Here is a 22,946-nt window from a genome sequence, read left to right as displayed (position 1 = left end):
TGCGAAAATGCAACATGTTCACCTGACCCATGCGAGTAGTATGTAGATGCGCCTTGTTTGGCCGCCACATTTGAAGGTCCTCTTCGTCCGCAACTCGGTCATCGGGACGGGCCGCAGCGAACGGCCGCAATGGCGAACGTTCGATTTCTGTTCCATCTAGCGAAAGCGACTACCGTCGAAGTGTCTAGGTTGCCGGCCCGAGAAACTCATACAGGTCAGTGGCTTACAAGCTCTGCACTAAATCGGCGCAGTCATCAGGTTCAGAGAATTTGGGCCGCAGAGAACGGATTTTGGGCCAACATCCGAGGCGGCAGTGCTCAGCCCCACTCGTAAACCCCTTTGAAAACTCGGGGAAATCCGGCCGCAGCCGGACGGGGAGAAAGGTTTCTCAAGGGCAAGTGGCGGAGAGACAGGGATTCGAACCCTGGAGACGGTTCCCCGCCTACACACTTTCCAGGCGTGCGCCTTCGACCACTCGGCCACCTCTCCGTGCCGGCGATGTTTGGACCAATGTCATGGAATTTGCAAGGCCCCAATTCGGTGAAATCACGGGAAAGATCAATTAAATCCGGTCGCCTTTCCGGTGTGCCAAACCACCGGAAAGGCTACTCTTCAGCTTTCGGACAGGTCGTCAGATTTCATCGCCAGCGTCGGGGTCCAGATCAGATTCGGTCAGTTCAACTGGCTCTCTTGTCGTCAACTCATCTGCCTTCTGTTTGGACGCAGAACCAGCAGCTTTCACCTTGTTTGAGGTCTGCAAAGCTTCGGGATTACGCAACCAGATATCACGCTGTGCAAACGGCACCTCGATGCCTGCTTCAAGGAAGCGTCGGTTGATTTCGTGGTTCATGTCGGATTTGACGGACAGAACCCAGTTCACATCCCGCAGGATCGCCCTGATTTCAAAATCCAATGCATCCGCTCCAAACCCCTGAAACACCACACTGGGCGCCGGGTTGGCCAAAACCATCGGGTGGTTGTTCGCAACCTCACTCAGGATGGTCTCGACCAGACGCGTATCAGTGCCATATGCGACGCCGACCGGAACAATCACCCTGCCGATTGTATTGCCACGCGTATAGTTGGTGACAACACCGCTGATCAGGTCCGAGTTGGGAATGATCACATCCGATCTGTCGAACGTCTCGATACGGGTCGAGCGGACGGAAATGTCACGTACGTAGCCCATCATCCCGTTCACATCAATCCAGTCACCCTTGGAGATTGGCCGTTCGACCAGAAGGATGATGCCGGACACAAAGTTGGACACAATCGTTTGCAGGCCAAAGCCAATACCGACAGACAGTGCACCAGCAACAATTGCCAGCGACGACAGGTCGAACCCCGCGACCATAATCGCTGCCAACGCAGCCAGAAAGATCCCGATATACCCCGAGCCAGCGACAATCGCATTCTGCCCGCCCGGATCGATGCTGGTTTTGGGCAACAGCGAGTTGCGCAACCCGCTTTGCAACAACCGTGTCAGCGTATATCCGATTGCGAATACAGCGATAAATGTCAGGAAATTGCTGGGCGAGATCATGACACCGCCGATGTCAAAGCCAAGCAGCAGACGTGACCACACCTCAAGCAGGTCCGTTTCACGCGCACCCCAGTATATCGCCAGAACAGGCAGCGCGACGATGGCCAGTGCAAAGCCCACCAAGACTGAAAAAAGAGAGTCGCGCGCAGCGTCGCCCTGCCCTGTGATCCATCCGTATATCTGACTGACGAACCGTTGAAAAATTGCCAATGCGGCAATCAGAACCAGCGTTTTTACCGCCGGAAACACGATCGCTTCGGCCGCATTGGTATACCCGGCGATTGCCAGAACGGGTGTTGCAATCCCCAGCAGGAACATGGCCTTGCGCAGGAATTCCAACAACTGGCTGAATCCGGCGGCCCGCGTAGACGCCGTCTGGTCCAGCAGGCGGTCGTTCGTTCGGGTCTGCCGCACGCGGAGCAAAAGCAATGCCGTTCCGACGATCACGGGAAAGCTAATAACCGCACGGGTCGCATCCGAGACGTTTTCGATCTGCTGAAACAGAAGCGCCAGTTCGTGCAGGATCAACATCAAAGCCAACAGATCAATGTATATCCGCAATTCGGTAATCCGAGCAGCAGACAGGCGCTTGAATCCTTGTGAAGCGCCAATCACGTAAATCTGTCGGCCAATCCAGTCGTAGAAGAAGGCAATTGCCGCCCAGTAGGGGATTTTTTCCAGCAACAAACTGCCCCGCAGACCCGGAATACCCGAAAGACTGATCGCGGCGATGGCGGCAACGACACCGATCCATGGCAACAGAATCCGCAACAGAGAAATGATGAAGGACCAAACACCAGTGCCCGCTCCGCCCAGCAACCTCAGATAGTCGCCGCCCCGCTCGGACCAACGTTTGCCGAAGATCAGTAAAACCGAGGCCAGGATCACCAGAAACAGGATTCCCAAGCCACGATCACGGATACGTTCTTTCACTACGTCCGAACGCAGGTTGGTAATTGTTTCATTTGTCAGGCTCTGAAGCGCCTCTTTTACGTCTTGCCATGCAGGTCCCCAATATACGGGGTTGATCGGTGACGGCCCGCGCTCAAAGAATTGTTTTGTCTGCCGCGTCCGGATGATCCGATCGATTTCACTGATCAATCCATTTGCGCGGGTATAAGCTTCTTCGGAAATGATGCGCGGCACCCGCAAACTGTTGAGCTGCTCATTAAGATGAGTTCGCAATTTAGCGATGTCTTCAGGTTCGGCCGCGTCCCCTTCGGGTTTCGGACCAAGCGCCTTGATCTGGCTTTCCAGCGTTGCGATACGGTCTGTGTTGGCGCTGCGTGCCTTGTTAAAGTCCTCTCGGTAACCGTTTATTTCAGAACGTAAATTCTCAAACGCAGCGTTTGACGCACGGTTCGCTTCAATCACGGACTCGGCACGGTCAGCCGTTTTTATCCAGCCCCGGTAATACTCACTTTGCCTGTCGGTCAGCTGCGCGACAGCACCGCCTGCGAGCCCGACAAGACACAGGAATACCAGTGTCAGAAACAGGCGAACGTGCCCAGGCATCACACGTCCTCGAAAACGCCGGGAATGCTGCGCGGTGCTTCAGTCATCCAATCCGGCACCGGCAATTCTTTCTCGCGCAGGAAATCCGGGTTGAACAGCTTGGACTGATACCGCGTGCCATAGTCGCAAAGGACAGTCACAATCGTGTGGCCCGGCCCCATTTCCTTGGCCAGACGCACGGCGCCCGCCATGTTGATCGCGGTTGACCCGCCCATAACCAGCCCCTCTTCACGGAGCAGGTCAAAGATATAGGGCAACGCCTCGGTGTCAGTGATCTGATAGGAATGATCCGGCGTGAACCCTTCCAGGTTCTTTGTTATCCGCACCTGTCCGATACCTTCGGCAATCGATCCGCCCTCCATCGCGATTTCACCGGTGGTGTAGTAAGAGTAGAGACCCGCACCCATAGGATCGGCCAGACCGATTTTCACACCCTTGGGCTGCAACGCTTCGGCAACCCCGGCCAACGTACCGCCCGACCCGACAGCACAGATAAACCCGTCGACCTTACCTGCTGTTTGTTCCCAGATTTCGGGCCCTGTGGTTTCAACATGGGCCTGACGGTTCGCCACGTTGTCAAACTGGTTGGCCCAGATCGCCCCATTAGGTTCCGTCTGCGCCAATTCCTCGGCCAGACGGCGGGAATAATGCACGAAATTATTGGGGTTGCGATAAGGTGCGGCCGGAACTTGAACCAGTTGTGCACCTGCCAGCCGCAGCATGTCTTTCTTTTCTTCCGACTGGGTCTCCGGGATCACAATCACGGTCTTGAACCCCATTGACGCACCCACCAGCGCCAGGCCAATACCAGTATTGCCTGCGGTGCCTTCCACAATGGTGCCGCCGGGCTTCAAATCGCCCCGCGCAATGGCATCACGGATAATATAGAGTGCAGCACGGTCCTTGACCGATTGACCGGGGTTCATGAATTCGGCTTTGCCGAGAATTTCGCAACCAGTTTCTTCACTGATGCGGCGCAGCCGGATCAACGGTGTTTTTCCTACTGCGTCAGCAAGATCTCGTGCAATGCGCATGATGGCCCCTTGTAGTTTTGTACCATCGAAGATTTACAGCCGCACCGCGGCGACCACAAGCGGGATAGTCACCCGCGCAATCTATCCCGGTGGCGGGCCAGCCAATAAGCCAGAGACACCAATTGTAGATCCTTGAAAACATGGCGATCCGTCATGTCTATGAATTCACCGAATGGCAAGATTTGACTGCGGATGTCTTCACCTTCTGTGTCAAGGCCGCCAGTGATTGTGGTGTGCGTCAATTCACCCAGACCAACATAAAGATACATGAACCCGGTGGAAGATCCGCTCGAGGTATAGGCACCGCCAGCATATTCCAGCCTGTCAAAACGAATACCCGCCTCCTCCATCGCCTCGCGATGCGCGGCCTGTTCAGGTGTTTCACCCGGATCAATCATCCCAGCTACCGCTTCCCAAAGCCAAGGTTCCGGATCGTTGTTCAGGAAAACCGGCGGTCTGAACTGTTCCACGATCAAAACGGTATCTTTGGCCGGATCATAGGGCAGAACGGCGACCGCACTGCCCTGCAACAAGCTTCCACGGCGCAGAACCGGACCCATGCTGCCGTCATGCCGCCGGTGTTGCAGATCGATTTCCTCCATCCCGAAGTAATCAAGATACACCCGGTCATGGCGATGCACGATCACGTCTTTTGCAATGTCCCGCGGATCACCGGTTCGCCGCTGCCCGGCCATAATCTTCGACCAGGCACGGGTTTGCGTGGCGCGAACACTGCGGGCCATGACCCGGGGATCGACCTTCCCGAAATAGGCCATCTCTTCCTCAGCGGCGAGCGTTGTAAGTTCACCCAATCTGTCCGCCCAGTCCTGAAGCGACCACAGATCACCCGGTCTCCAGGCATCGGGGGCAGGAAAAAAGACCTGAGCTTGAGCCTCGGTTCCGTCTTCCAATTCGACCCTCAGAGACTTCAGATCATAGTCGAAAGACCCTTCGTAATAATCCAGCCTGGCCAGATCCACAGACGACAATTCCTGCACCAGTAGACCTTCGGCACTGGCACCTTCCATTTCCACGATCATTGGGAAATCCTGCCCCTGAACAGAATGGACAGCGTGGCCTCGAAGTTGGGCGGGCCGCGCTTTGGTTTCGCTCAGAGGATGGCCAAGAACGCGTTCCAACAACGGCAAGTGTCGCAGCGTTCCATAAAAGAACAAATCAGACAAATTCGATCTCTCTTGTCAGTAACGGATCAGCGCCACGACCGGCTGGCCTGTTCTGTGGCCAGCCCCGAGACAACAGCCCCAATTAGGAATGCAATCAGGATTTCCGGGTAAATCAGCAGCTTACCGTACTCAATCCCGATCTTGAAAATGGCCAGTATGGCCTCAAATGGGCCACCGTAACGGTTGCGCATGGCAAGCCGGAACATTTCGTAACAGCCCTGCACGAACAACGCCCAGAATATCAGCGAGGCGACACCAGTCAGGCCGTTATTGATCCCAGCAGTCCAGCCGCGCCCTGCACGCTTGCCCATGATGCCCCACCCGCAAACCGCGCCAAGGCCCATGTTAACCAGGGTAAAGTACCCGTAATCCTTACCTTCTTCGCCGTTCTCGATAATCATGCCAGAGACAATGAATGCCAGCACGATGAGGCAAACGGCGGCTACAAGACGCGAGGCAGTGGGCATGTTACGGTCCGTCAGTTAACTTGCTTTGCTACGGTGATCTGTGTCACATCGCAATTGCGCGTGTCAAAGGCTGCGCCACAGGCAGTCAAATAATAATTCCACATGCGGCGAAAACGCTCATCAAAGCCCAGGTCTGCGATCTGTTCCCATTTTGCATTGAACGTCTCATACCACCGCCGCAGCGTCAGGTCGTAACTTTTGCCGAATTCTTTCGACTTCACCACATTCAAACCCGCCTGATTGATCTGCTGCCGTAGGATCGTGGGCGACGGAAGCATTCCACCCGGAAATATGTATTTCTGAATGAAATCAACACCGTTCTTGTAATAATCCCAGCGGTGGTCACCTACCGTTATGATTTGCAAGGTCGCTTGCGCCCCCGGCTTCAGCCGTTCACGAACGGTTTCAAAATAAACCGGCCAGTATTTTTGACCGACCGCCTCGAACATCTCGATAGAGGCGATGCCATCATATTGCCCACGCTCGTCGCGATAGTCTTGCAACTTGAACTTCACTTTATCAGAAAGTCCTGCTTTTTCAATACGTTCATTGGCAAACTTGAACTGCTCCACACTAATCGTAAGGCCGGTTACATGCAAACCCCGCTCTTTCGCGGCATATTCGGCAAAACCGCCCCAACCGCATCCGATTTCCAGAATGTGGTCACCGGGTTTGGCCCCCATTTCATCGACAAGGCTGGCATATTTGGCAGTTTGCGCCTTCTCAAGACTTTCTTGCCCGGTCTCAAAAATGGCGCTGGAATAAGTCATCGTGTCATCCAGCCACAAACCGTAGAAGTCGTTACCCAGATCATAGTGGTAAGAGATATTCTTTTTCGCCTGCGTCCGGTTATTGCGATGAAGCCAGAACCGCAGCCGTTCATAGGCCTGAACAAGGAACTTCCCAGTAAACCCGTCATAGACGGTTTCGGACCCCAGATGGACAAGATCCATGAATGAGCGCAGATCAGGCGTGCTCCAATGTCCTTCAAGGTAGGCATCAGAAAACCCCAGCTCGCCTTCGCGGATCAGACGGGCAAAAACATCTCCGTCGTGGATATCGATCTGAGCAACAGGCCCTGCCTTGGGCCCCTCTGCGCGAAAGATGCGACCATCTGGCAATGTTATGTCTAGTCGCCCCGACTCCATTCTGGTCAGCATCTTGAAGACCTGGGCGAAATACCTGGGCAGATCCGACTGCCCCTCTGTCGTCGTCAGCACCATCCGCTCTCCCCTCTGCGGCACAGGTCTCAGGCTAGGCCGCGATTCTGTTTCTGGCAAGTTTTCAGTTCCTTAGTGAGATTTTCGGCTTTCATACGCACGCAAGGCGCGGTTTCGTCCATCCGCCAGTTTCACGACAGGCTCGGGATAATCCGCCTGCGGACACAGGTTCCATGACCGGGGAACCGCAGCGAAATAGGAAAGTGCAAGGTCACTGGGTTTCGTCTGGCCTTCGGCGATCCAGCACCGCAGGTAAGTCCACTGCGGATCAAACTTTTCGGCCTGCGTTTGGGGGTTAAAAATACGAAAGAAGGGCGACGCGTCGGGGCCTGAACCCGCAACCCACTGCCAGCCCATGGCGTTACAGGCCGGGTCCCAGTCAATCAGGCAATCCTCGAACCAACTCATCCCGATTTTCCAGTGTGTCATCAGATGTTTGGTCAGGTAACTGGCCACTATCATCCGGGCCCGGTTATGCATACGGCCTGTCACATACATCTGCCGCAGGCCAGCATCGACCACAGGAATTCCGGTTCGGGCCCGCCTCCAAGCGGCAACTTCAGGGTGGTGCGGATCGATATTCCAAGGGAAATCATCCCATTCCGCTTTCCAGTTATCGGTCAGCAGATGCGGTGAGTGATACACCAGGTGATAGGCGAACTCACGCCAGACCAACTGCCGCAGAAATGCCTCAGCCCCGGGGGTTCCCGTCATCGCAGCCTGTTGAACCCTGTGCCAGACAGTACGTGGCCCGATCTCGCCCAATGAAAGGTATTCTGACAGGTTTGATGTTCCGTCCAGATCCAACCGGTCACGATCAATGGAGTAGCGGGGTAACTTGTCGAGCAAGTGCTCAAGTTGGTCGCGGGCGGCCTGCTCGCCGGGTTGGACATGGGGGCGTACGATTGCAGCACCTCGGTTCATGCCTGCACCCATCTGCCAAGTGCTCAGTTTATCACTGGAAGGCCAGGTTGCAGGCGCTGCCAAGCGTGAAACCAACGCATCCGGGGTTGACACGTCCCGCCGCTGAACCGCGCGCCACATAGGGGTGTAGACACGAAACGGCTGGCCCTGCTTTGTTGCTACCGTCCAAGGCTCAAAAAGCAAATGACCGGGAAAGGACTTTGCGCTTACACCCAGTTCGGTCAGTGCCGTTTTGATCTGTGTATCGCGTCTGATCGACACGGGATCATTCGCGCGCGACCAATAAACAGCCTTGGCACCGGTTTCTTTGACAAGTGTCTGCAACTGCTCAAGCGCATCGCCACGCCGCAGGATCAGGCGGCTACCCAGCCTCGTCAGAGCGTCGCTAAAGACCTCCAGACCCAACCCCAACCGCCATTTCGGGGCCGCGCCAAGGTGTTGCACAAGAGGGTCGTGAACAAAGACAGGTATGATCGGACGGTCGCTTGCGACAGCGGCAGACAGTGCCGGATGGTCCGACAGGCGCAAATCCCGTCGGAACCATAAGATAATTGGAGACCGCTCGAATTCCATTTCCGCCCTGTTGTTTTCTTCATTCTACGAATCCAGGCGGAAACTGGATCACAAAACGCGTTCAAGCGCCTCCAAAAGCTGATCAATCTCCTGCTGCGAGGTGTAATGCGTAAAGCTGACCCGCAAAACGCCCTGTGCCGGATCTACTCCCATCGCTTGCAATGGGCGCACAGCATAAAAGTCGCCGCCACCAGCCATAACACCGTATTGCGCCAGTTCTGCTGCAACTGACTCAGCGGGACGGTTCAGCGACAGCGCTACAGTCGGCGCACGTCGGGTGGCGTCTGATGTGCCGATCAGACGCACCGCATTGCGATCCTTTACCGCGTCCAGAACCGGTTGCAGTAAGGACACCTCATGCGCGCGCATCAGATCATGGGCAAATGCACCCTGCTCTGCCGCGCCCATGTCAGGCCCGCCGTGATGAGCACACAGAAGCTCGACGTAATCGGCCATACCTGCACTTGCCGCAATCTGGGCATGATCCGGGCCCGCCGGGGTAAAGCGTTTATACAGAACATCGGCGTTGAAATAATGCGCCTGGTTGGGCAACAACTCTCCTAATGTTCGGCGAATGACCATGCAGCCTTGATGAGGGCCGTAAGTTTTATAGGCCGAAAACAGATAGATATCCGGTCCCAGATCGCCAATATTCGGAAAACCATGTGGGGCATAAGATACGCCGTCCACACAGACAAATGCGCCTGCAGCGTGGGCAATCGCAGTGATCTCGGTGACCGGGTTAATTTCTCCCACGACATTGGAACAATGCGGGAAACAGACCAGACGCACTTTTTCGTCCAACATGTTTTCCAGATCCTGCGGGTTCAGTGATCCGGTCTCCGGATCGATCTGCCACTCCCGCACCTCAATCCCTGCCTCGGCCAGACGGCGCCAAGGGCCCGAATTTGCCTCGTGATCCTGATTGGTCACGACAATCGCCTCGCCAGGTTTCATCCACTGCCGGAATGCCTGCGCCAAAACATAGGTGTTTTGAGTTGTCGATGGGCCAAAGCTCAGCTCATCGGTTTCAACACCCAGTATGGCGGCCATGCGCGTGCGTGCCTCATCCATCTCTGCGCCTGCAAGACGGCTGGCCTCGTACGGGGCGTAGGGCTGAACCTTTCGCTGTGTATAGAACCGAGTCAGACGGTCGATCACCGGCTTGCAGGTATAAGACCCGCCCGCGTTCTCAAAAAACGCCTGTCCTTTCAGGCTGGGTTCGGAAAAAGCCGGAAACTGTGCCCGAACGAAATTGATATCCAGAGAGCTCATGCCTCATTGCTCCTTAGTTGTGCTGTCATATCAACAAGATGCCCGCTCATGTTTCCGGACATCTCAGAAATCATGGCAGGTCTTCCAGCCCAGCCTGTGCTTGCGTCATGGACTGACGAAACACCGGGCAGCCCTTCACCGCAGAAGGACACCGTTACTTAGACAGCGCCATCCGCGACCGTCAAGCTGAAGCAAAAGAAAAAGCCCCGGCGGGACTGCCAGGGCTGAGTTGCTCATACTCTGGGCCAAATCTCGTTCGGGCCTCAACCCTGAACCTTGGTATACGTCCCCTCGCCTGCAAGAATACCACGGAAACCACCGGGCTCATCCAGACCGAAGACGATCAGAGGCAGGTTGTTGTCACGCGCCAGCGCGATGGCCGACGCATCCATGACCCGCAAGCGCTTGGCCAGAACGTCGTCATAGGTGACCGTGTCATAGCGCACCGCGTCGGCATGTTGCTTGGGATCCTTGTCGTAAACGCCGTCGACACCGTTCTTGCCCATGAAAATCGCCTCGCATGCCATTTCATTGGCGCGCAATGTCGCCGCGGTGTCGGTGGTGAAATACGGGTTACCGGTTCCGGCAGCAAAGATGCACACCCTTTTCTTTTCAAGGTGCCGCACGGCACGACGGCGGATATAGGGCTCGCACACCTCATCCATCCGAATGGCCGAGATAACCCGCGTGAACACCCCAATCTCTTCCAGGGCTGACTGCATACCCAGTGCGTTCATCACCGTGGCCAACATCCCCATATAGTCTGCTGTGGTCCGCTCCATACCCTGAGCAGACCCACTCAGGCCCCGGAAAATGTTTCCGCCACCGATAACCATGCAGATCTCAACACCCAGATCGTGAACCGATTTCACCTCTTGCGCGATGCGCTGAACGGTTGGAGGGTGCAGGCCAAAGCCCTGATCCCCCATCAATGCCTCTCCTGAAATTTTCAACATGACACGTTTGTATGTGGTTTTCGGGGTTTCGGCAGTTTCAGAAGACGGGGAAAGGCTCATGTTGCGCTCCGGGCTGGCACGGGGTTAATTTCCGGCGCAAAATGAAGCAAAAGCTCCGCAGGTTCAATGCGGTTGGTGAGGATTGAGGCAACCGCATATGACCCGGCGATCAACAGACGCGATATTTCGGCAATTGCCCCCTATTCCCGATGACAAGCCTGTCCTGATTGCAGGGCCGACAGCATCCGGGAAATCAGCGCTGGCACTGGAGATCGCCGAACGCCATGGCGGGGTCATCGTCAATGCCGATGCAAGTCAGGTTTATGATTGTTGGCGCGTGATTTCGGCCCGACCATCTGCCGAAGAAGAAGAACGCGCACCGCATCTGCTCTATGGTCACATCGCCTATGATCAGGATTATTCAGCCGGTCACTGGCTGCGTGAAGTGGTGCCACTGCTGACCGGGAGCCAGCGGCCAATCATCGTCGGCGGCACAGGATTGTATTTCACGGCCCTGACCGAAGGCATGGCCGAGATCCCTGCTACCCCAGTGCAGGTGCGGGCCGAAGCAGACTTACTGACCCTTGCTGATCTTGTTGCCGGGGTTGACGAACAGACTCTGGCTGGTCTGGATATACAGAACCGCGCGCGCGTGCAGCGCGCTTGGGAAGTGCAGCGTGCCACGGGGCGCAGCCTGATGTCCTGGCAGGCCGATTCTCCACCGCCAATCTTACGGCTGAAAGATGTGGTTCCAATCGTTTTCGACGTCGACAAAGCGTGGCTTCTGAACCGGATTGAACGCCGTTTTGACCAGATGCTGGAACTGGGCGCAATCGACGAAGTTCGCGCCATGCGGGATCGTTTCGACCCCGTTCTTCCCGCCTGCAAAGCCATTGGTGTGCCAGAGCTTATGGCCTATCTGGATGGAACACTGACTTTGGATCAGGCCCGTGAAAGGGCCACAATCTCGACCAGGCAATTTGCCAAACGCCAACGCACGTGGTTCCGGGCCAGAATGAAAACATGGAATCACGTTGATTTCTCAAAGTGATATCTAGTGTTGTTCATTCCACAAGATTTGACAACCAAAGTAAACGGATCAACGGAAACGAATTAGTTTTTCGTCTGTTATCAGTGATTTGACACAGAATCTCCGCAAGGATTTCTCCTGACGAAGCGCCACATGACAAAATCCGCGCCAAAGTATCAACACTGCGGGAACGTCGCTTTTGTGCATTTTATGTCGATTCCGAACGTTGACGTTAAGTGAATTCTGGTGCCGAATAGCGGCATGGGGATGCACAGAGTCCAAAAACCGGAACCCTTCTTTCTTTCGACAGGACAAGCCCGTGTCGCTTAGAACAATAACAAATCAACAAAATCAATGTCACAGGGAGACATTTATGACCAATACGGCAATCACCACAGACAAGGTGCACTGGGCGGCCGAGATGCACGCGCAGGAATACCGTGACGGCAAGCTTAGCCGCCGGGAATTTCTGGCCCGCGCGACGGCGCTGGGTGTCGCGGTACCGGCAGCCTATGGATTGATCGGTCTGCAGTCGCCTGCGGCGGCGCAAGAGCCGCAGCGCGGCGGCACCATCCGCTATCAGATGGAAGTGCGCGCGCTCAAAGATCCGCGGACTTATGACTGGACGCAAATTGCTACTTTCACAGCAGGCTGGCTGGAGTACCTCGTCGAATACAACAACGACGGCTCGTTCAAGCCGATGCTGCTGGAAAGCTGGGAAGCCAACGCCGATGCCACCGAATACACATTGAACGTTCGCAAGGGCGTAAAGTGGAACAATGGCGACGATTTCACAGCCGAAGACGTGGCCCGCAACATCGCAGGATGGTGTGACGCTGGTCTGGAAGGCAACTCGATGGCATCGCGTATGGCGTCGCTTATCGACGAAAGCACTCAGCAAGCTGCGGACGGTGCAATCACCGTTGTCGACTCCCATACTGTCAAACTGAAGTGCAACGCGCCTGACATCACGATCATCCCGGGCATGGCGGACTATCCCGCTCCTATCGTTCATAGCAGCTTTGATGCAAACGACATGCTTTCAAACCCGGTCGGCACAGGCTTCATGCTGCCCGACAGCCACGAAGTTGGCGTCAAAGGCGTGCTGGTGCGCAACGAAGGCTTCGAATGGTGGGGTTATGAGGCCGGCAAAGGCGGCTATATAGACCGCATCGAGTTCATCGACTACGGCACTGACCCGGCTGCATTCCTTGCGGCTTATGAGGCCGAAGAGATCGACATGAACTGGGAGTCTGTTGGCGAATTCGTCGACATCTTCGACGGCATTGGGCTTGTGCGCTCGGAAATCCCGTCGGGCTTCACCATCGTTATCCGACCGAACCAGTTGGCGGAGGACGAAAACGGTAACAAAATCTACGGCGACAAGCGCGTTCGTCAGGCTTTAGCCATGGCGGTGGACAACGAAGTGTGTCTGGAACTGGGTATGTCGGGTTATGGCATTCCGGCTGACAACTGCCACGTCGGGCCAATGCACCCTGAACATGACTCGGCCGTAACTCGCATTCCGTATGATCCTGCCGGCGCGAAAGCCCTGATGGACGAAGCGGGTATGGGTGACTTTGAGCATGAAGTGCAATCGATCGACGATGACTGGCGTCGTAACACCACAGCTGCGGTTGTAGCGCAACTGAACGACGCTGGCATCAAGGCCAAGCACACAGTTCTGCCGGGATCAACTTTCTGGAACGACTGGACGAAATACGCCTTCTCGTCGACGAACTGGAACCACCGCCCATTGGGCACCCAGGTTCTGGCGCTGGCCTACAAGTCAGGTGTTGCCTGGAATGAATCAGGTTTCGCCAATGCAGAGTTCGACGCCTTGTTGTCTGAAGCAAACTCGATCGCGGACGTAGATAAGCGTCGCGAAGTGATGGCCAAACTGCAGGCAATCATGATTGACGAAGGTGTCACGATCCAACCTTATTGGCGGACTGCGATGCGCCATCATCGCGACAATTTGGTGGGTGTTGAAAAGCATATCGCTGACCTGCCGCAGCTTTATAAGTACGGCTTTACGTCCTGAGCCAAAAAGCAAAAGGCCGCGCCACCTCGGCGCGGCCTCTTCTTCCTGAATGCGGCGAACAAATAATAGCAGCTAAGCGTGGCGTTCCATGAAACCCGCGCTAGCCGACCCACAGGGGCAAATATGGGACTTTTCATTCTAAGGCGCGTTGGCATCATGCTGTTGACGGCATTGTGTCTGACATTCCTGGTTTTCTTCTTAACCAACCTCTATCCGAACCTCGAAAAGCTGGCGAAAACGCAGGGCAACTTTCGGATGTCGGATGAGCAGGTTGAGAGCTACCTGAACAAAAATGGTTACCTCCAATCCACTCCGATAAAATACGGCGAATGGCTGGGTGTCCTGCCCTCATATCGGTACACGAATGAAGACGGAACCGTTCAGGGAAGATGCATTCTGCCGGGCAAAACCGCCGAGGAATCTCCGAATTTTTGCGGAATCCTGCAAGGGTATTGGGGCTATTCGACCGTCTTCAAAGAAGAGGTTTCGACCGTTGTTGGCAACAGATTGGCTCTGACTGGCCGTCTGATGCTCTGGGTCATGCTGCTGATGGTTCCGTCTGCGTTGATCCTTGGTGTTTTGGCAGGAATGAAAGAAGGATCTGCCACCGACAGGACGTTGTCGACCTTCGCCATCACAACGACGGCGACACCGGAATACGTCTCGGGCGTGATCTTTATCGCCATCTTCACCTCTTCTGCAGTTGGATTGAAGTGGTTCAAGGGTACGGCCACGCAAGCGATGGAGAACCCGACCTTTGAAAACTTCTTCCTGCCGGTCCTGACCATTGCGCTTTATGGGATGGGTTATATTGCCCGGATGACCCGCGCCTCGATGACTGAAGTGATGACCGCCCAATATATCCGGACGGCGCGTCTGAAAGGTGTGTCCTTCCCCAATATCGTCATGAAACATGCGCTGCGTAATGCGCTGATCGCACCGTTCACCGTCATCATGCTGCAATTCCCCTGGCTGCTGAATGGCGTGGTGATCGTCGAGACCCTGTTCAACTACAAGGGCTTCGGCTGGGCGCTGGTTCAGGCCGCGGGCAATAACGACATTCAGCTGTTACTGGCAATTTCGGTCGTGTCGGTCTTTGTGGTGCTGGTGACCCAGCTGATCTCTGATATCGGCTATGTCTACCTCAACCCGCGCATCCGCATTTCTTAAGGAGGGTTAGATCATGGAACCACTTACCTGGACCGGCTCTATTGCCTTCCTGAACCCGCTTTTTGCACTTGGCCTTGCGCTGATGCTCTTGTCTATTGCCGTATGGATGCTGGCCAGCATCGTGCTGCCCGAAGACCAGATGACGGTGAACCCGGACGGTACGTTGAGCTCAAGCTCAGGCCTGCGGACACTGATACAATTGGCGCTGCGTTACAGTTTCCTGGCCAGTGTAGGAATCGCAGTCGCCTATATTGTGCTAGGCGTTCTGATGGGCACCAGCGCCGGAATAGTTGGCGCCATGTCCCAGCAGTTTTTGCCCGTATGGGTGTCGTTGATCATCCTTTATGCCATGTCGATCGCTTTCAAACGCAAGCTTGGCCTCTACGGCAAACTGTTTGACAGTCCAATCGGCATGATTGGCTTTGGCCTTGTGATGTTCTGGGTCTTCACCGGGATTTTCGGCGCGATGGATCTGATCGTTACACATGATCCGCTGTCGCAGGTCTCGGGCATGAAGAACAAAGTGCCAGGGACGCCACTGTCCAATCTGGAGGACGGTCAATACGCCTGGTATCTGCTGGGTGGCGACAACCTGGCCCGCGACGTGTTCAGCCGCATGGTCAAAGGGGCTTGGATTGTTGTTCAGATCGCCCCGCTTGCCACGATATTTGCCTTCATGGTTGGCATCACGCTGGGTCTGCCGGCAGGCTACTACGGTGGTCGGCTGGATACTTTGCTGTCCTTCCTTGCAAACCTGATCCTGGCCTTCCCGGTGATCCTGCTGTTCTATCTGCTGGTCACGCCTGAGATCGTTGCGACCGGTGTGCCGAACTACATGGCGGCTGTCTTGTTCGTATTCCCTATCATATTCCTCGGCGTGCTGCTGAACTCACGCTACTATACCAGACCGAACTTCCGAACACCGCTGCTGATCGGAGTTTTGGGGGTTGCGGGTTGGTTCTACCTGTCTCTGATTTCGACCGCTGGCTACATCATCAATACCGACGCCTATCGTATCTGGGGCCTGCCGACCTATCTGGATCTTTTCGATATTCCAGGCGGTATTCTGGTGGTCTTTGTCTCGGTGGTCTTTGTGAATTCGCCCACCGTGTTCCGCATCGTGCGCGGACTGGCGATGGACATCAAAACAAGGGACTACGTGGCGGCAGCACAAACCCGTGGCGAGGGTCCGTGGTACATCATGCTGTGGGAAATCCTGCCCAACGCACGTGGCCCGCTGATCGTCGATTTCTGCCTGCGCATTGGCTATACCACCATTCTTCTGGGAACCTTAGGTTTCTTTGGGCTGGGTCTGCCGCCCGAAAGCCCTGACTGGGGGTCGACTATCAACGAGGGGCGCAAGCTTTTGTCGATCTACCTGCACCCTGCTTTGCCGCCCGCGCTGGCCTTGTTGACGCTGGTTCTGGGTCTGAACCTGCTGGCCGACGGGTTGCGCGAAGAAAGCCTGAAGGACTGATGTGAAAGCGCCCGGGGGCCAGCCCCCCGGACCCCCCGAGATATTTTTAGCCAGATGAAGAGGATCCCCTCGATCTGGTGAGGAGATACAAGATGAGCAAGATGGCGGATTATGACGGCCCGATCCTTGAGATCGACAAGCTGTCGATTTCCTTCTTTACCCGCCTGCGGGAAATACCGGCTGTGATGGATTTCTCAGTCAGCGTCCAACCCGGTGAAGCTGTTGGTCTGGTCGGTGAATCTGGTTGCGGTAAATCCACGGTGGCGCTGGGCGTCATGCAGGACCTTGGTAAAAACGGTCGCATCGTTGGCGGTACGATCAAGTTCAAGGGTCGTGATCTGGCGGAAATGAGTTCAGATGAACTGCGCGACATACGCGGCAATGAGATCGCGATGATCTATCAGGAGCCGATGGCCTCGCTGAACCCGGCGATGAAGATCGGCAAGCAGCTGATGGAAGTGCCCATGATTCACGAGGGCGTCAGCGCAGAAGAAGCGTATTCGCGCGCTCTGGAAGTTGTCACCGATGTGCGCCTGCCGGACCCCGAGCGAATGCTCAACTCGTTCCCGCACCAGCTGTCAGGCGGTCAACAGCAGCGCATCGTGATCGCGATGGCCTTGATGTCGAAACCGGCGCTGCTGATCCTTGACGAACCAACAACGGCACTTGACGTGACGGTTGAGGCTGCCGTGGTCGAGCTGGTGAAGGATCTGGGCAAGAAATACGGCACTTCGATGCTGTTCATTTCGCACAACCTCGGTCTGGTTCTGGAAACCTGCGACCGGCTTTGCGTCATGTATTCAGGTGAGGCGGTCGAGCGCGGCTCGATCAAGGATGTGTTTGATGAGATGCAGCATCCTTATACGCAGGCCCTGTTCCGGTCGATCCCGCTGCCGGGGGCCGACAAGAATTCGCGCCCGCTGGTGGCTATACCGGGGAACTTTCCTCTACCCCATGAGCGGCCCCCTGGTTGTAATTTCGGCCCGCGCTGCGACTATTTCGAAGAGGGTCGCTGTGACGCCAAGGACATCCTGATGGAGGCAGTGCCCGGAAATGACCGGCACCATACCCGTTGCCTGAAATTCAAAGAGATCGACTGGAACGCACCGATCACGGTGGGTGAACAGAAAGAGAAAGGTGAGATCGGCAGGGTCGTTCTGAAGATGGACAACCTCAAGAAATACTATGAGGTTGCGGCAAACGCCCTGTTCGGCGGTGGCGAAAAGAAGGTTGTGAAAGCAAACGAAACGCTCAGTTTCGAGGCGCATGAATCCGAGACGTTGGCCATTGTGGGCGAATCCGGTTGCGGCAAATCCACGTTCGCCAAAGTTCTGATGGGTCTTGAGACGGCCACGGATGGGCAGATTCTGCTGGACAACCGCAATATCGAACAAGTGCCCATAGAAGAGCGTGACGCAAAGACCGTTGGTGAAGTTCAGATGGTGTTTCAGAACCCGTTCGACACGCTGAACCCGTCGATGACCGTTGGGCGCCAAATCATCCGGGCATTGGAAATCTTCGGTGTTGGCAATTCCGAGGCTGATCGCAAGAAGCGGATGCTGGAGCTGCTGGATCTGGTGAAACTTCCGCGCGCCTTTGCTGACCGGATGCCGCGTCAGCTGTCAGGTGGCCAGAAGCAACGCGTTGGTATCGCTCGCGCCTTTGCTGGTGATGCGCGCATCGTGGTGGCCGATGAGCCTGTATCGGCGCTGGACGTTTCGGTGCAAGCTGCGGTGACCGACCTGCTGATGGAAATTCAGCGCGAGCACAAAACCACGTTGCTGTTCATCAGCCATGACCTTTCCATCGTGCGATACCTCAGCGACCGGGTAATGGTGATGTATCTGGGCCACGTGGTCGAGCTGGGCACAACCGACCAGGTTTTTGCACCCCCCTACCACCCTTATACCGAAGCGCTGCTGAGTGCTGTTCCCATCGCCGATACATCGGTCGAAAAGCAGCACATCGTACTGGAGGGTGATATCCCTTCGGCCATGAACCCGCCACCGGGATGCCCGTTCCAGACACGGTGTCGCTGGAAGTCCGAAGTGCCTGACGGCCGCTGTGAGTCGCATGTACCGCCAGTGCAGACATTGGCCGAGGGTCATCAGGTAAAGTGCCACTTGTCCGAAGAGGTGCTGGCACGGATGCAACCCGTGATCAAAGTCGCGGCTGAATAGGTTTGCGGATCTTCACTGGAAAGGGCCGGTCGTTGACCGGCCCTTTCTGTGAGCGCCGCGTGTCACGAGGAGACAGGCGACGCTTGTGAGTGGTGGTTCCCTACAAGACTCTCAGCCGGTCATGACGTTGTTGCCGAAATGCATGAACTCCTGATCCATGCCTGAAATCTCTCCGGCCTCCAGTTTCAGGCTGGCACTGTCAAGCATCTGATAGCTTTTCTGCCCCTTTACCCACTCGTCCGCAGATTGCAGCGTGGTCAGCGTGTAAGACGTGACTTCGTTCAGGTAATGGGTTGGGATAATGATCTTGGGCTTTAGCTTGGCCACGATGTCATTACCCTGATCGAAACTCAGGATATGTTGCGAGCCGTCTACCGGTAGGGTCAGAACATCGACCTGTCCGACGGCGTCCCAAAACTCCTGCGGCGGGTTATGACGATTGTCACCCCAGATCAGCGTACGAATGCCGCCTGTTTCCACCAGATAGACCACCATATCCATATGACCCACATTGTTCGGTGGGCAGGCATCGACCCCAAATTCGGCCAGTGCATTGGTCCAGTTGTACCACCCCGGCGCCACGCAGGCATGTTTATCAGCAAAACCGGTGATCCTGATATCGGCGAATTCGAAATTGCCCACCATCCTGTCCAGCACCATGGTCGAGCTTGGGCGTTCGATCGCGTCGTGAACGAAATGCGCGTGGGTCGACAGGGTAATGTCTACCGGAATCTGGGGGAATTCATTGCGGAACCAAAGCCCCCACGCGCCCGACGGGTCATCACGCCAGGGGTCAAACAGGACCGTTGCGCCGTTGGGCGAGGTGATCTTGATGGCGCAATGGCCATAATAATCGATACCGACAACTCCGGCACTGGCCTGACCCGTCGATCCCTGCAGGTCAATCACATGGTTATTGTTCCCTGGCTGCAACCAGGCTTGCGATTGCGCTTCGGCCGGTTTCGCCCCCAGCACTGAAGCGGTCGCGCCAACACCGGCAGCACCTGCCGCCATGAAAAATGACCGCCGAGACAAGCCCGGTGCCAGATGATCCCTGTCCCCTTTCAGGATGGTCGGCTTCAGATCCTTGCGATCCATATCTATGTACCTCTCTGTTGGACGTGCGCCTTTTTTTCGCACCTCATCTCAAAGGGTAACAAGCTAAAGCACATCGGCTCAGACCGAAAAATAGGGGTGGAATATGGGGGCAATCCCCATATTCGACATTCACGAAATCGAGAGCAAGTGACTGCGCAGGTTTTTATCCCGGCCCTCAAGTCCAAGTTTTCGGCGAATGTTGTTGCGGTGAAAATCAATTGTCGACGTCTCTCGGGACAGGGCCTTGGCTATGTCCTTCGTGGTTCTCCCAAACATGACCATCTGAGCAATTTCCATTTCTGTCGGGGTCATTGCCGCAAAGGCATCCGTCAACTTGTCAGACAGCGAAGACGTGATCTCGTTCAGGTTCTTCTCGGCCAGCTCAAGATAGACAAACTGCGCCTCATCCCCTGAAAGCTGCGCCCGAACCTTTTCAAGATACGGCAAAACTCTGCTGCGAACCTGCTCGACGATTTCGTGATCCCGGTTCTTGCGGTCATCGTCGAGACTTGAGAGCAATACGCGCAACGCTGTGTTCGTCTCCTGCAGCTCTCGGGTTCGATCCGAAACACGCGTTTCAAGCTGGGCAAGTGTTTCGTTCAGTTTCTCTTCCAACGCGCGTCTCAGATAAACCTCTTGCAACAAAGCCAAATCCGACTCGACCATGCGCGCGAACTGCGCCAACCCCTCACGGAATAACAAGGCTCGCCGGTTCTGTTTACGGTCCAGAACACAGATTGTGCCGAACACCGATCCATCGGGCCATTTCAGCGGTAAGCCGATGTAAAAGGTCATTCCGTGTTCCAGGTCGTCGTTGTCCGCCCAAACCGGATCACATTTGGCGTCTTCGACCACCAACTCTCCGTCACGCTCCAGAACACCCTTACAGTATAGCTTGGGGTTCAACTGGAAACTCAGACCGACCGGATATGGATTCTCGGGGTGATCGGATGTGATCAAAACCGCATGATCCGGCGCATCGGTTTTCATGATCAGGCTTGCGGGCACGTCGGCCATTTCTGCGACCAGATCAACAAGTTGCTGCCAGTTTGCCAGCGTTTCTTTGGGAATCTGCGGATGATCAGCAGGCATAATGGGCCTCACCAGTTACTGGGCGATACCCTGTCAGGTTAGTTGGAGGCGTTGCACTGAATCAAGAATACGACACTCTGCAGCGCAGCATCAGTTTCAGCCGCCCCAGATAACCTTCACGTAGTTCTGGGTTTCCTTGTATGGCGGGATCCCACCGTGCTTTTCAACCGCATCAGGACCCGCGTTATAGGCCGCCAGCGCCAAAGGCCACGATTTGAACTTGCGGTACTGCCAAGACAGATATCTGGCACCGCCTTCGAGGTTCTGCTTGGGATCATGCGGGTTTACGCCCAAAAGCTCGGCCGTTTGTGGCATAAGCTGCGCCAATCCCAACGCACCTTTATGTGACTTCGCCTGTGGGTTCCATCCACTTTCCTGCTGCACCAGACGCAAAAAGAGATCTTCAGGGATGTTGTGAAGGCGAGCAACACGCCGTGCGATTTCCAGATATTCTCCACGATATTTTCCTGAATACCGTTTGCTGACCTGATCACGCGTTGTTTTGGGTTTCAGCCGGGCCGAGTCGCGGTACTGGGTTGCCGCACGAGAATCCAGAACCTTCGCCTGTTTCAGGAAGATATCCTTGCGGCTTTTGCTGGACAATGTTTGTGCCTGCACCGGCGCAACGGCCAATACAAGGCAGGCAACGGAAAACCCAGCAACCCAAGAACGCATCTTTGCTTATCCTGCTCGATCAAAACCAGTGGGAGTATAGGTATTCCCGCAAAAAATGAAAGCTTGGTAAATAGTACAGTAAGACTCTTGTTCGACAGTGTTGTATCAACTGTTTTCAACCATGATGCAGGCCGTATAGGGTCTCACGAAACTCATTGCGTCAGATTCGGCGCATTTACGCAGAACAGAACGAGGATTTACATGGCGGGTTCAGTCAACAAGGTCATTCTGGTGGGAAATCTTGGCCGCGACCCCGAGGTCCGGTCGTTCCAGAACGGCGGCAAAGTGTGCAACCTGCGCATTGCCACCTCGGAGAACTGGAAAGACCGCAACACAGGTGAGCGGCGCGAACGGACAGAGTGGCATTCGGTTGCCATCTTCTCGGAACCGCTGGCCCGCATCGCCGAGCAATATCTGCGCAAGGGCAGCAAGGTTTATATCGAAGGCCAGCTGGAAACCCGCAAATGGCAGGATCAATCCGGTCAGGATCGGTATACGACCGAGGTTGTCCTACGCCCCTATCGCGGGGAACTGACCCTGCTGGACGGTCGTGGTGAAGGCGGTGGCGGCAGCGGCGGCGGTTATGGTGGTGGCCAGGCCGGTGGCAGTTACGATGACCCCTATGGCGGTCCTTCCAGCTCTGCGGCACCAGCCTCGGGCGGAATCGACGATGACGAGATTCCGTTCTGACGTTGACCATGTCGATAGCGTAAAATCTTACCGTTTTTACAAATCAAAACAAAGGGCTGGCGCTTGCCAGCCCTTTTTTAGTGCCCTAAGCTTTTCAAATTATGACTGACCATTTGAAAGCGTAAATTATGAGGCTGAGAATCCAGACCATCAAGCTCGGATCAGGTTCGCCTTTACCAATGCTCCTGGACGACAACGGCGTGCCCCTCATCGCGCCGTTGATTTACAATTTGACGATGGTTCGTGGAGCTGGCCGAAGGTTCAACACGCAACAGAACATTCTCAGAACCATTCGCAAGGTCGAAAAATGGTCAATGAGCGAATTTGGCAGACGAATTGAATTTGCGATTCAGAATCACGAAGACTTCGATCACATCCGCATTGCCAGCCTCCGGGGATATCTTGAGATTCCAGAAAATATCCGAACAACCAAAGAAACGAATGTCACGGGTTTTCGAAACTCGGAGTTGCTGAGGAAAAGCTCTTTTCCGCCCAAGCGTGTGAATGCAGGGCAAACGACAAGGCAGTATCTCCTGGATGCATCTGGCTACATCCAATGGCTGATGAATGAGCACAAGCACTCGCGACGCTACCAAATTCACCAAAACCGACGTTAGTGCAGTCGCCGCGATTTAAGGCTCTGTCCCGCAATCACGCGACCCGGTCAATTATGAAACTTGCAACTGCAGCGAAAGTCCGGATTTGGGGGATATTGTTGAAAAACAACGTGTTGCTGGCGCAGAGAGAGGCGTACCGAACTGAGCGCGAGTGCCTTTCTTGTCAGGCTTTGCTCGTTTGC

The 22,946-nt window shown here is 55.3% G+C and carries 18 protein-coding genes and 1 tRNA gene; 7 read left to right on the top strand and 12 right to left on the bottom strand.

Annotated features, from left to right (window positions below):
• Positions 1 to 399: 399 nt before the first annotated feature.
• The 9 genes from ACR0ID_RS19090 to pyrH form a co-directional block, all read right to left on the bottom strand.
• Positions 400 to 489, bottom strand: a tRNA-Ser gene (locus ACR0ID_RS19090).
• 142 nt (positions 490 to 631) lie between these two features.
• Positions 632 to 3,058, bottom strand: coding sequence for a DUF3772 domain-containing protein (locus ACR0ID_RS19085; protein ID WP_480607939.1), 2,427 nt, complete (start codon positions 3,056 to 3,058; stop codon positions 632 to 634).
• Entirely contained in the window at positions 3,058 to 4,092 is a 1,035-nt protein-coding gene (locus tag ACR0ID_RS19080; RefSeq protein ID WP_480553342.1) for a cysteine synthase A, read from the bottom strand. Before ACR0ID_RS19080 ends, ACR0ID_RS19085 begins: the two co-directional genes overlap by 1 nt.
• A gap of 68 nt (positions 4,093 to 4,160) precedes the next feature.
• Positions 4,161 to 5,276, bottom strand: coding sequence for an NUDIX domain-containing protein (locus ACR0ID_RS19075; RefSeq protein ID WP_209504106.1), 1,116 nt, complete (start codon positions 5,274 to 5,276; stop codon positions 4,161 to 4,163).
• A gap of 26 nt (positions 5,277 to 5,302) precedes the next feature.
• A complete protein-coding gene (locus tag ACR0ID_RS19070; RefSeq protein WP_209504107.1) occupies positions 5,303 to 5,743 on the bottom strand; it encodes a TrgA family protein in 441 nt (146 codons plus the stop codon).
• A gap of 11 nt (positions 5,744 to 5,754) precedes the next feature.
• Positions 5,755 to 6,966 carry a class I SAM-dependent methyltransferase gene (locus ACR0ID_RS19065; protein ID WP_480607935.1) on the bottom strand — a complete coding sequence of 404 codons (1,212 nt, stop codon included), beginning with the start codon at positions 6,964 to 6,966 and terminating at the stop codon, positions 5,755 to 5,757.
• 69 nt (positions 6,967 to 7,035) lie between these two features.
• Positions 7,036 to 8,460 carry a cryptochrome/photolyase family protein gene (locus ACR0ID_RS19060; RefSeq protein ID WP_480607932.1) on the bottom strand — a complete coding sequence of 475 codons (1,425 nt, stop codon included), beginning with the start codon at positions 8,458 to 8,460 and terminating at the stop codon, positions 7,036 to 7,038.
• 48 nt (positions 8,461 to 8,508) lie between these two features.
• Positions 8,509 to 9,735 carry an aminotransferase class V-fold PLP-dependent enzyme gene (locus ACR0ID_RS19055; protein WP_480607929.1) on the bottom strand — a complete coding sequence of 409 codons (1,227 nt, stop codon included), beginning with the start codon at positions 9,733 to 9,735 and terminating at the stop codon, positions 8,509 to 8,511.
• 263 nt (positions 9,736 to 9,998) lie between these two features.
• Positions 9,999 to 10,751 carry a UMP kinase gene (pyrH, locus tag ACR0ID_RS19050; protein WP_209504110.1) on the bottom strand — a complete coding sequence of 251 codons (753 nt, stop codon included), beginning with the start codon at positions 10,749 to 10,751 and terminating at the stop codon, positions 9,999 to 10,001.
• Positions 10,752 to 10,848: 97 nt separating this feature from the next.
• Here pyrH and miaA point away from each other — a divergent pair, with 97 nt between their 5' ends.
• The 5 genes from miaA to ACR0ID_RS19025 all read left to right on the top strand — a co-directional run bounded on the left by miaA (position 10,849) and on the right by ACR0ID_RS19025 (position 18,592).
• Entirely contained in the window at positions 10,849 to 11,742 is an 894-nt protein-coding gene (gene miaA / locus ACR0ID_RS19045) for a tRNA (adenosine(37)-N6)-dimethylallyltransferase MiaA (RefSeq protein ID WP_480607927.1), read from the top strand.
• 352 nt (positions 11,743 to 12,094) lie between these two features.
• Positions 12,095 to 13,765 (top strand): ABC transporter substrate-binding protein, encoded by a 1,671-nt coding sequence (locus ACR0ID_RS19040; RefSeq protein WP_480607924.1) that lies wholly within the window; start codon positions 12,095 to 12,097, stop codon positions 13,763 to 13,765.
• 123 nt (positions 13,766 to 13,888) lie between these two features.
• Positions 13,889 to 14,935, top strand: coding sequence for an ABC transporter permease (locus ACR0ID_RS19035; protein WP_480472422.1), 1,047 nt, complete (start codon positions 13,889 to 13,891; stop codon positions 14,933 to 14,935).
• Between the two features lie 13 nt (positions 14,936 to 14,948).
• Positions 14,949 to 16,412: an ABC transporter permease gene (locus ACR0ID_RS19030; protein ID WP_480607921.1), complete on the top strand. Its 1,464-nt coding sequence runs from the start codon at positions 14,949 to 14,951 to the stop codon at positions 16,410 to 16,412.
• 92 nt (positions 16,413 to 16,504) lie between these two features.
• Positions 16,505 to 18,592 (top strand): dipeptide ABC transporter ATP-binding protein, encoded by a 2,088-nt coding sequence (locus ACR0ID_RS19025; RefSeq protein WP_480607919.1) that lies wholly within the window; start codon positions 16,505 to 16,507, stop codon positions 18,590 to 18,592.
• Positions 18,593 to 18,703: 111 nt separating this feature from the next.
• On the opposite strand, the gene ACR0ID_RS19020 is transcribed toward ACR0ID_RS19025, so the two are convergent.
• The 3 genes from ACR0ID_RS19020 to ACR0ID_RS19010 form a co-directional block, all read right to left on the bottom strand.
• Positions 18,704 to 19,690: an MBL fold metallo-hydrolase gene (locus ACR0ID_RS19020; RefSeq protein WP_480607916.1), complete on the bottom strand. Its 987-nt coding sequence runs from the start codon at positions 19,688 to 19,690 to the stop codon at positions 18,704 to 18,706.
• A 129-nt stretch (positions 19,691 to 19,819) separates the two neighbouring features.
• Entirely contained in the window at positions 19,820 to 20,782 is a 963-nt protein-coding gene (locus tag ACR0ID_RS19015) for a LuxR C-terminal-related transcriptional regulator (RefSeq protein WP_480607913.1), read from the bottom strand.
• A gap of 96 nt (positions 20,783 to 20,878) precedes the next feature.
• Complete coding sequence (locus ACR0ID_RS19010) at positions 20,879 to 21,457, bottom strand: lytic transglycosylase domain-containing protein (protein WP_267363904.1); 579 nt, start codon at positions 21,455 to 21,457, stop codon at positions 20,879 to 20,881.
• 201 nt (positions 21,458 to 21,658) lie between these two features.
• On the opposite strand from ACR0ID_RS19010, the gene ssb reads away from it, so the two are divergent.
• Entirely contained in the window at positions 21,659 to 22,147 is a 489-nt protein-coding gene (gene ssb, locus ACR0ID_RS19005; protein WP_480607910.1) for a single-stranded DNA-binding protein, read from the top strand.
• Between the two features lie 128 nt (positions 22,148 to 22,275).
• A complete protein-coding gene (locus tag ACR0ID_RS19000; RefSeq protein ID WP_480607908.1) occupies positions 22,276 to 22,764 on the top strand; it encodes a hypothetical protein in 489 nt (162 codons plus the stop codon).
• The last annotated feature ends 182 nt before the right edge of the window (positions 22,765 to 22,946 follow it).

This window comes from Ruegeria sp. AL2 (assembly GCF_056540845.1).
Note: the sequence above shows the minus strand (reverse complement) of the source record. Positions and strands in the feature narration are given on the sequence as shown.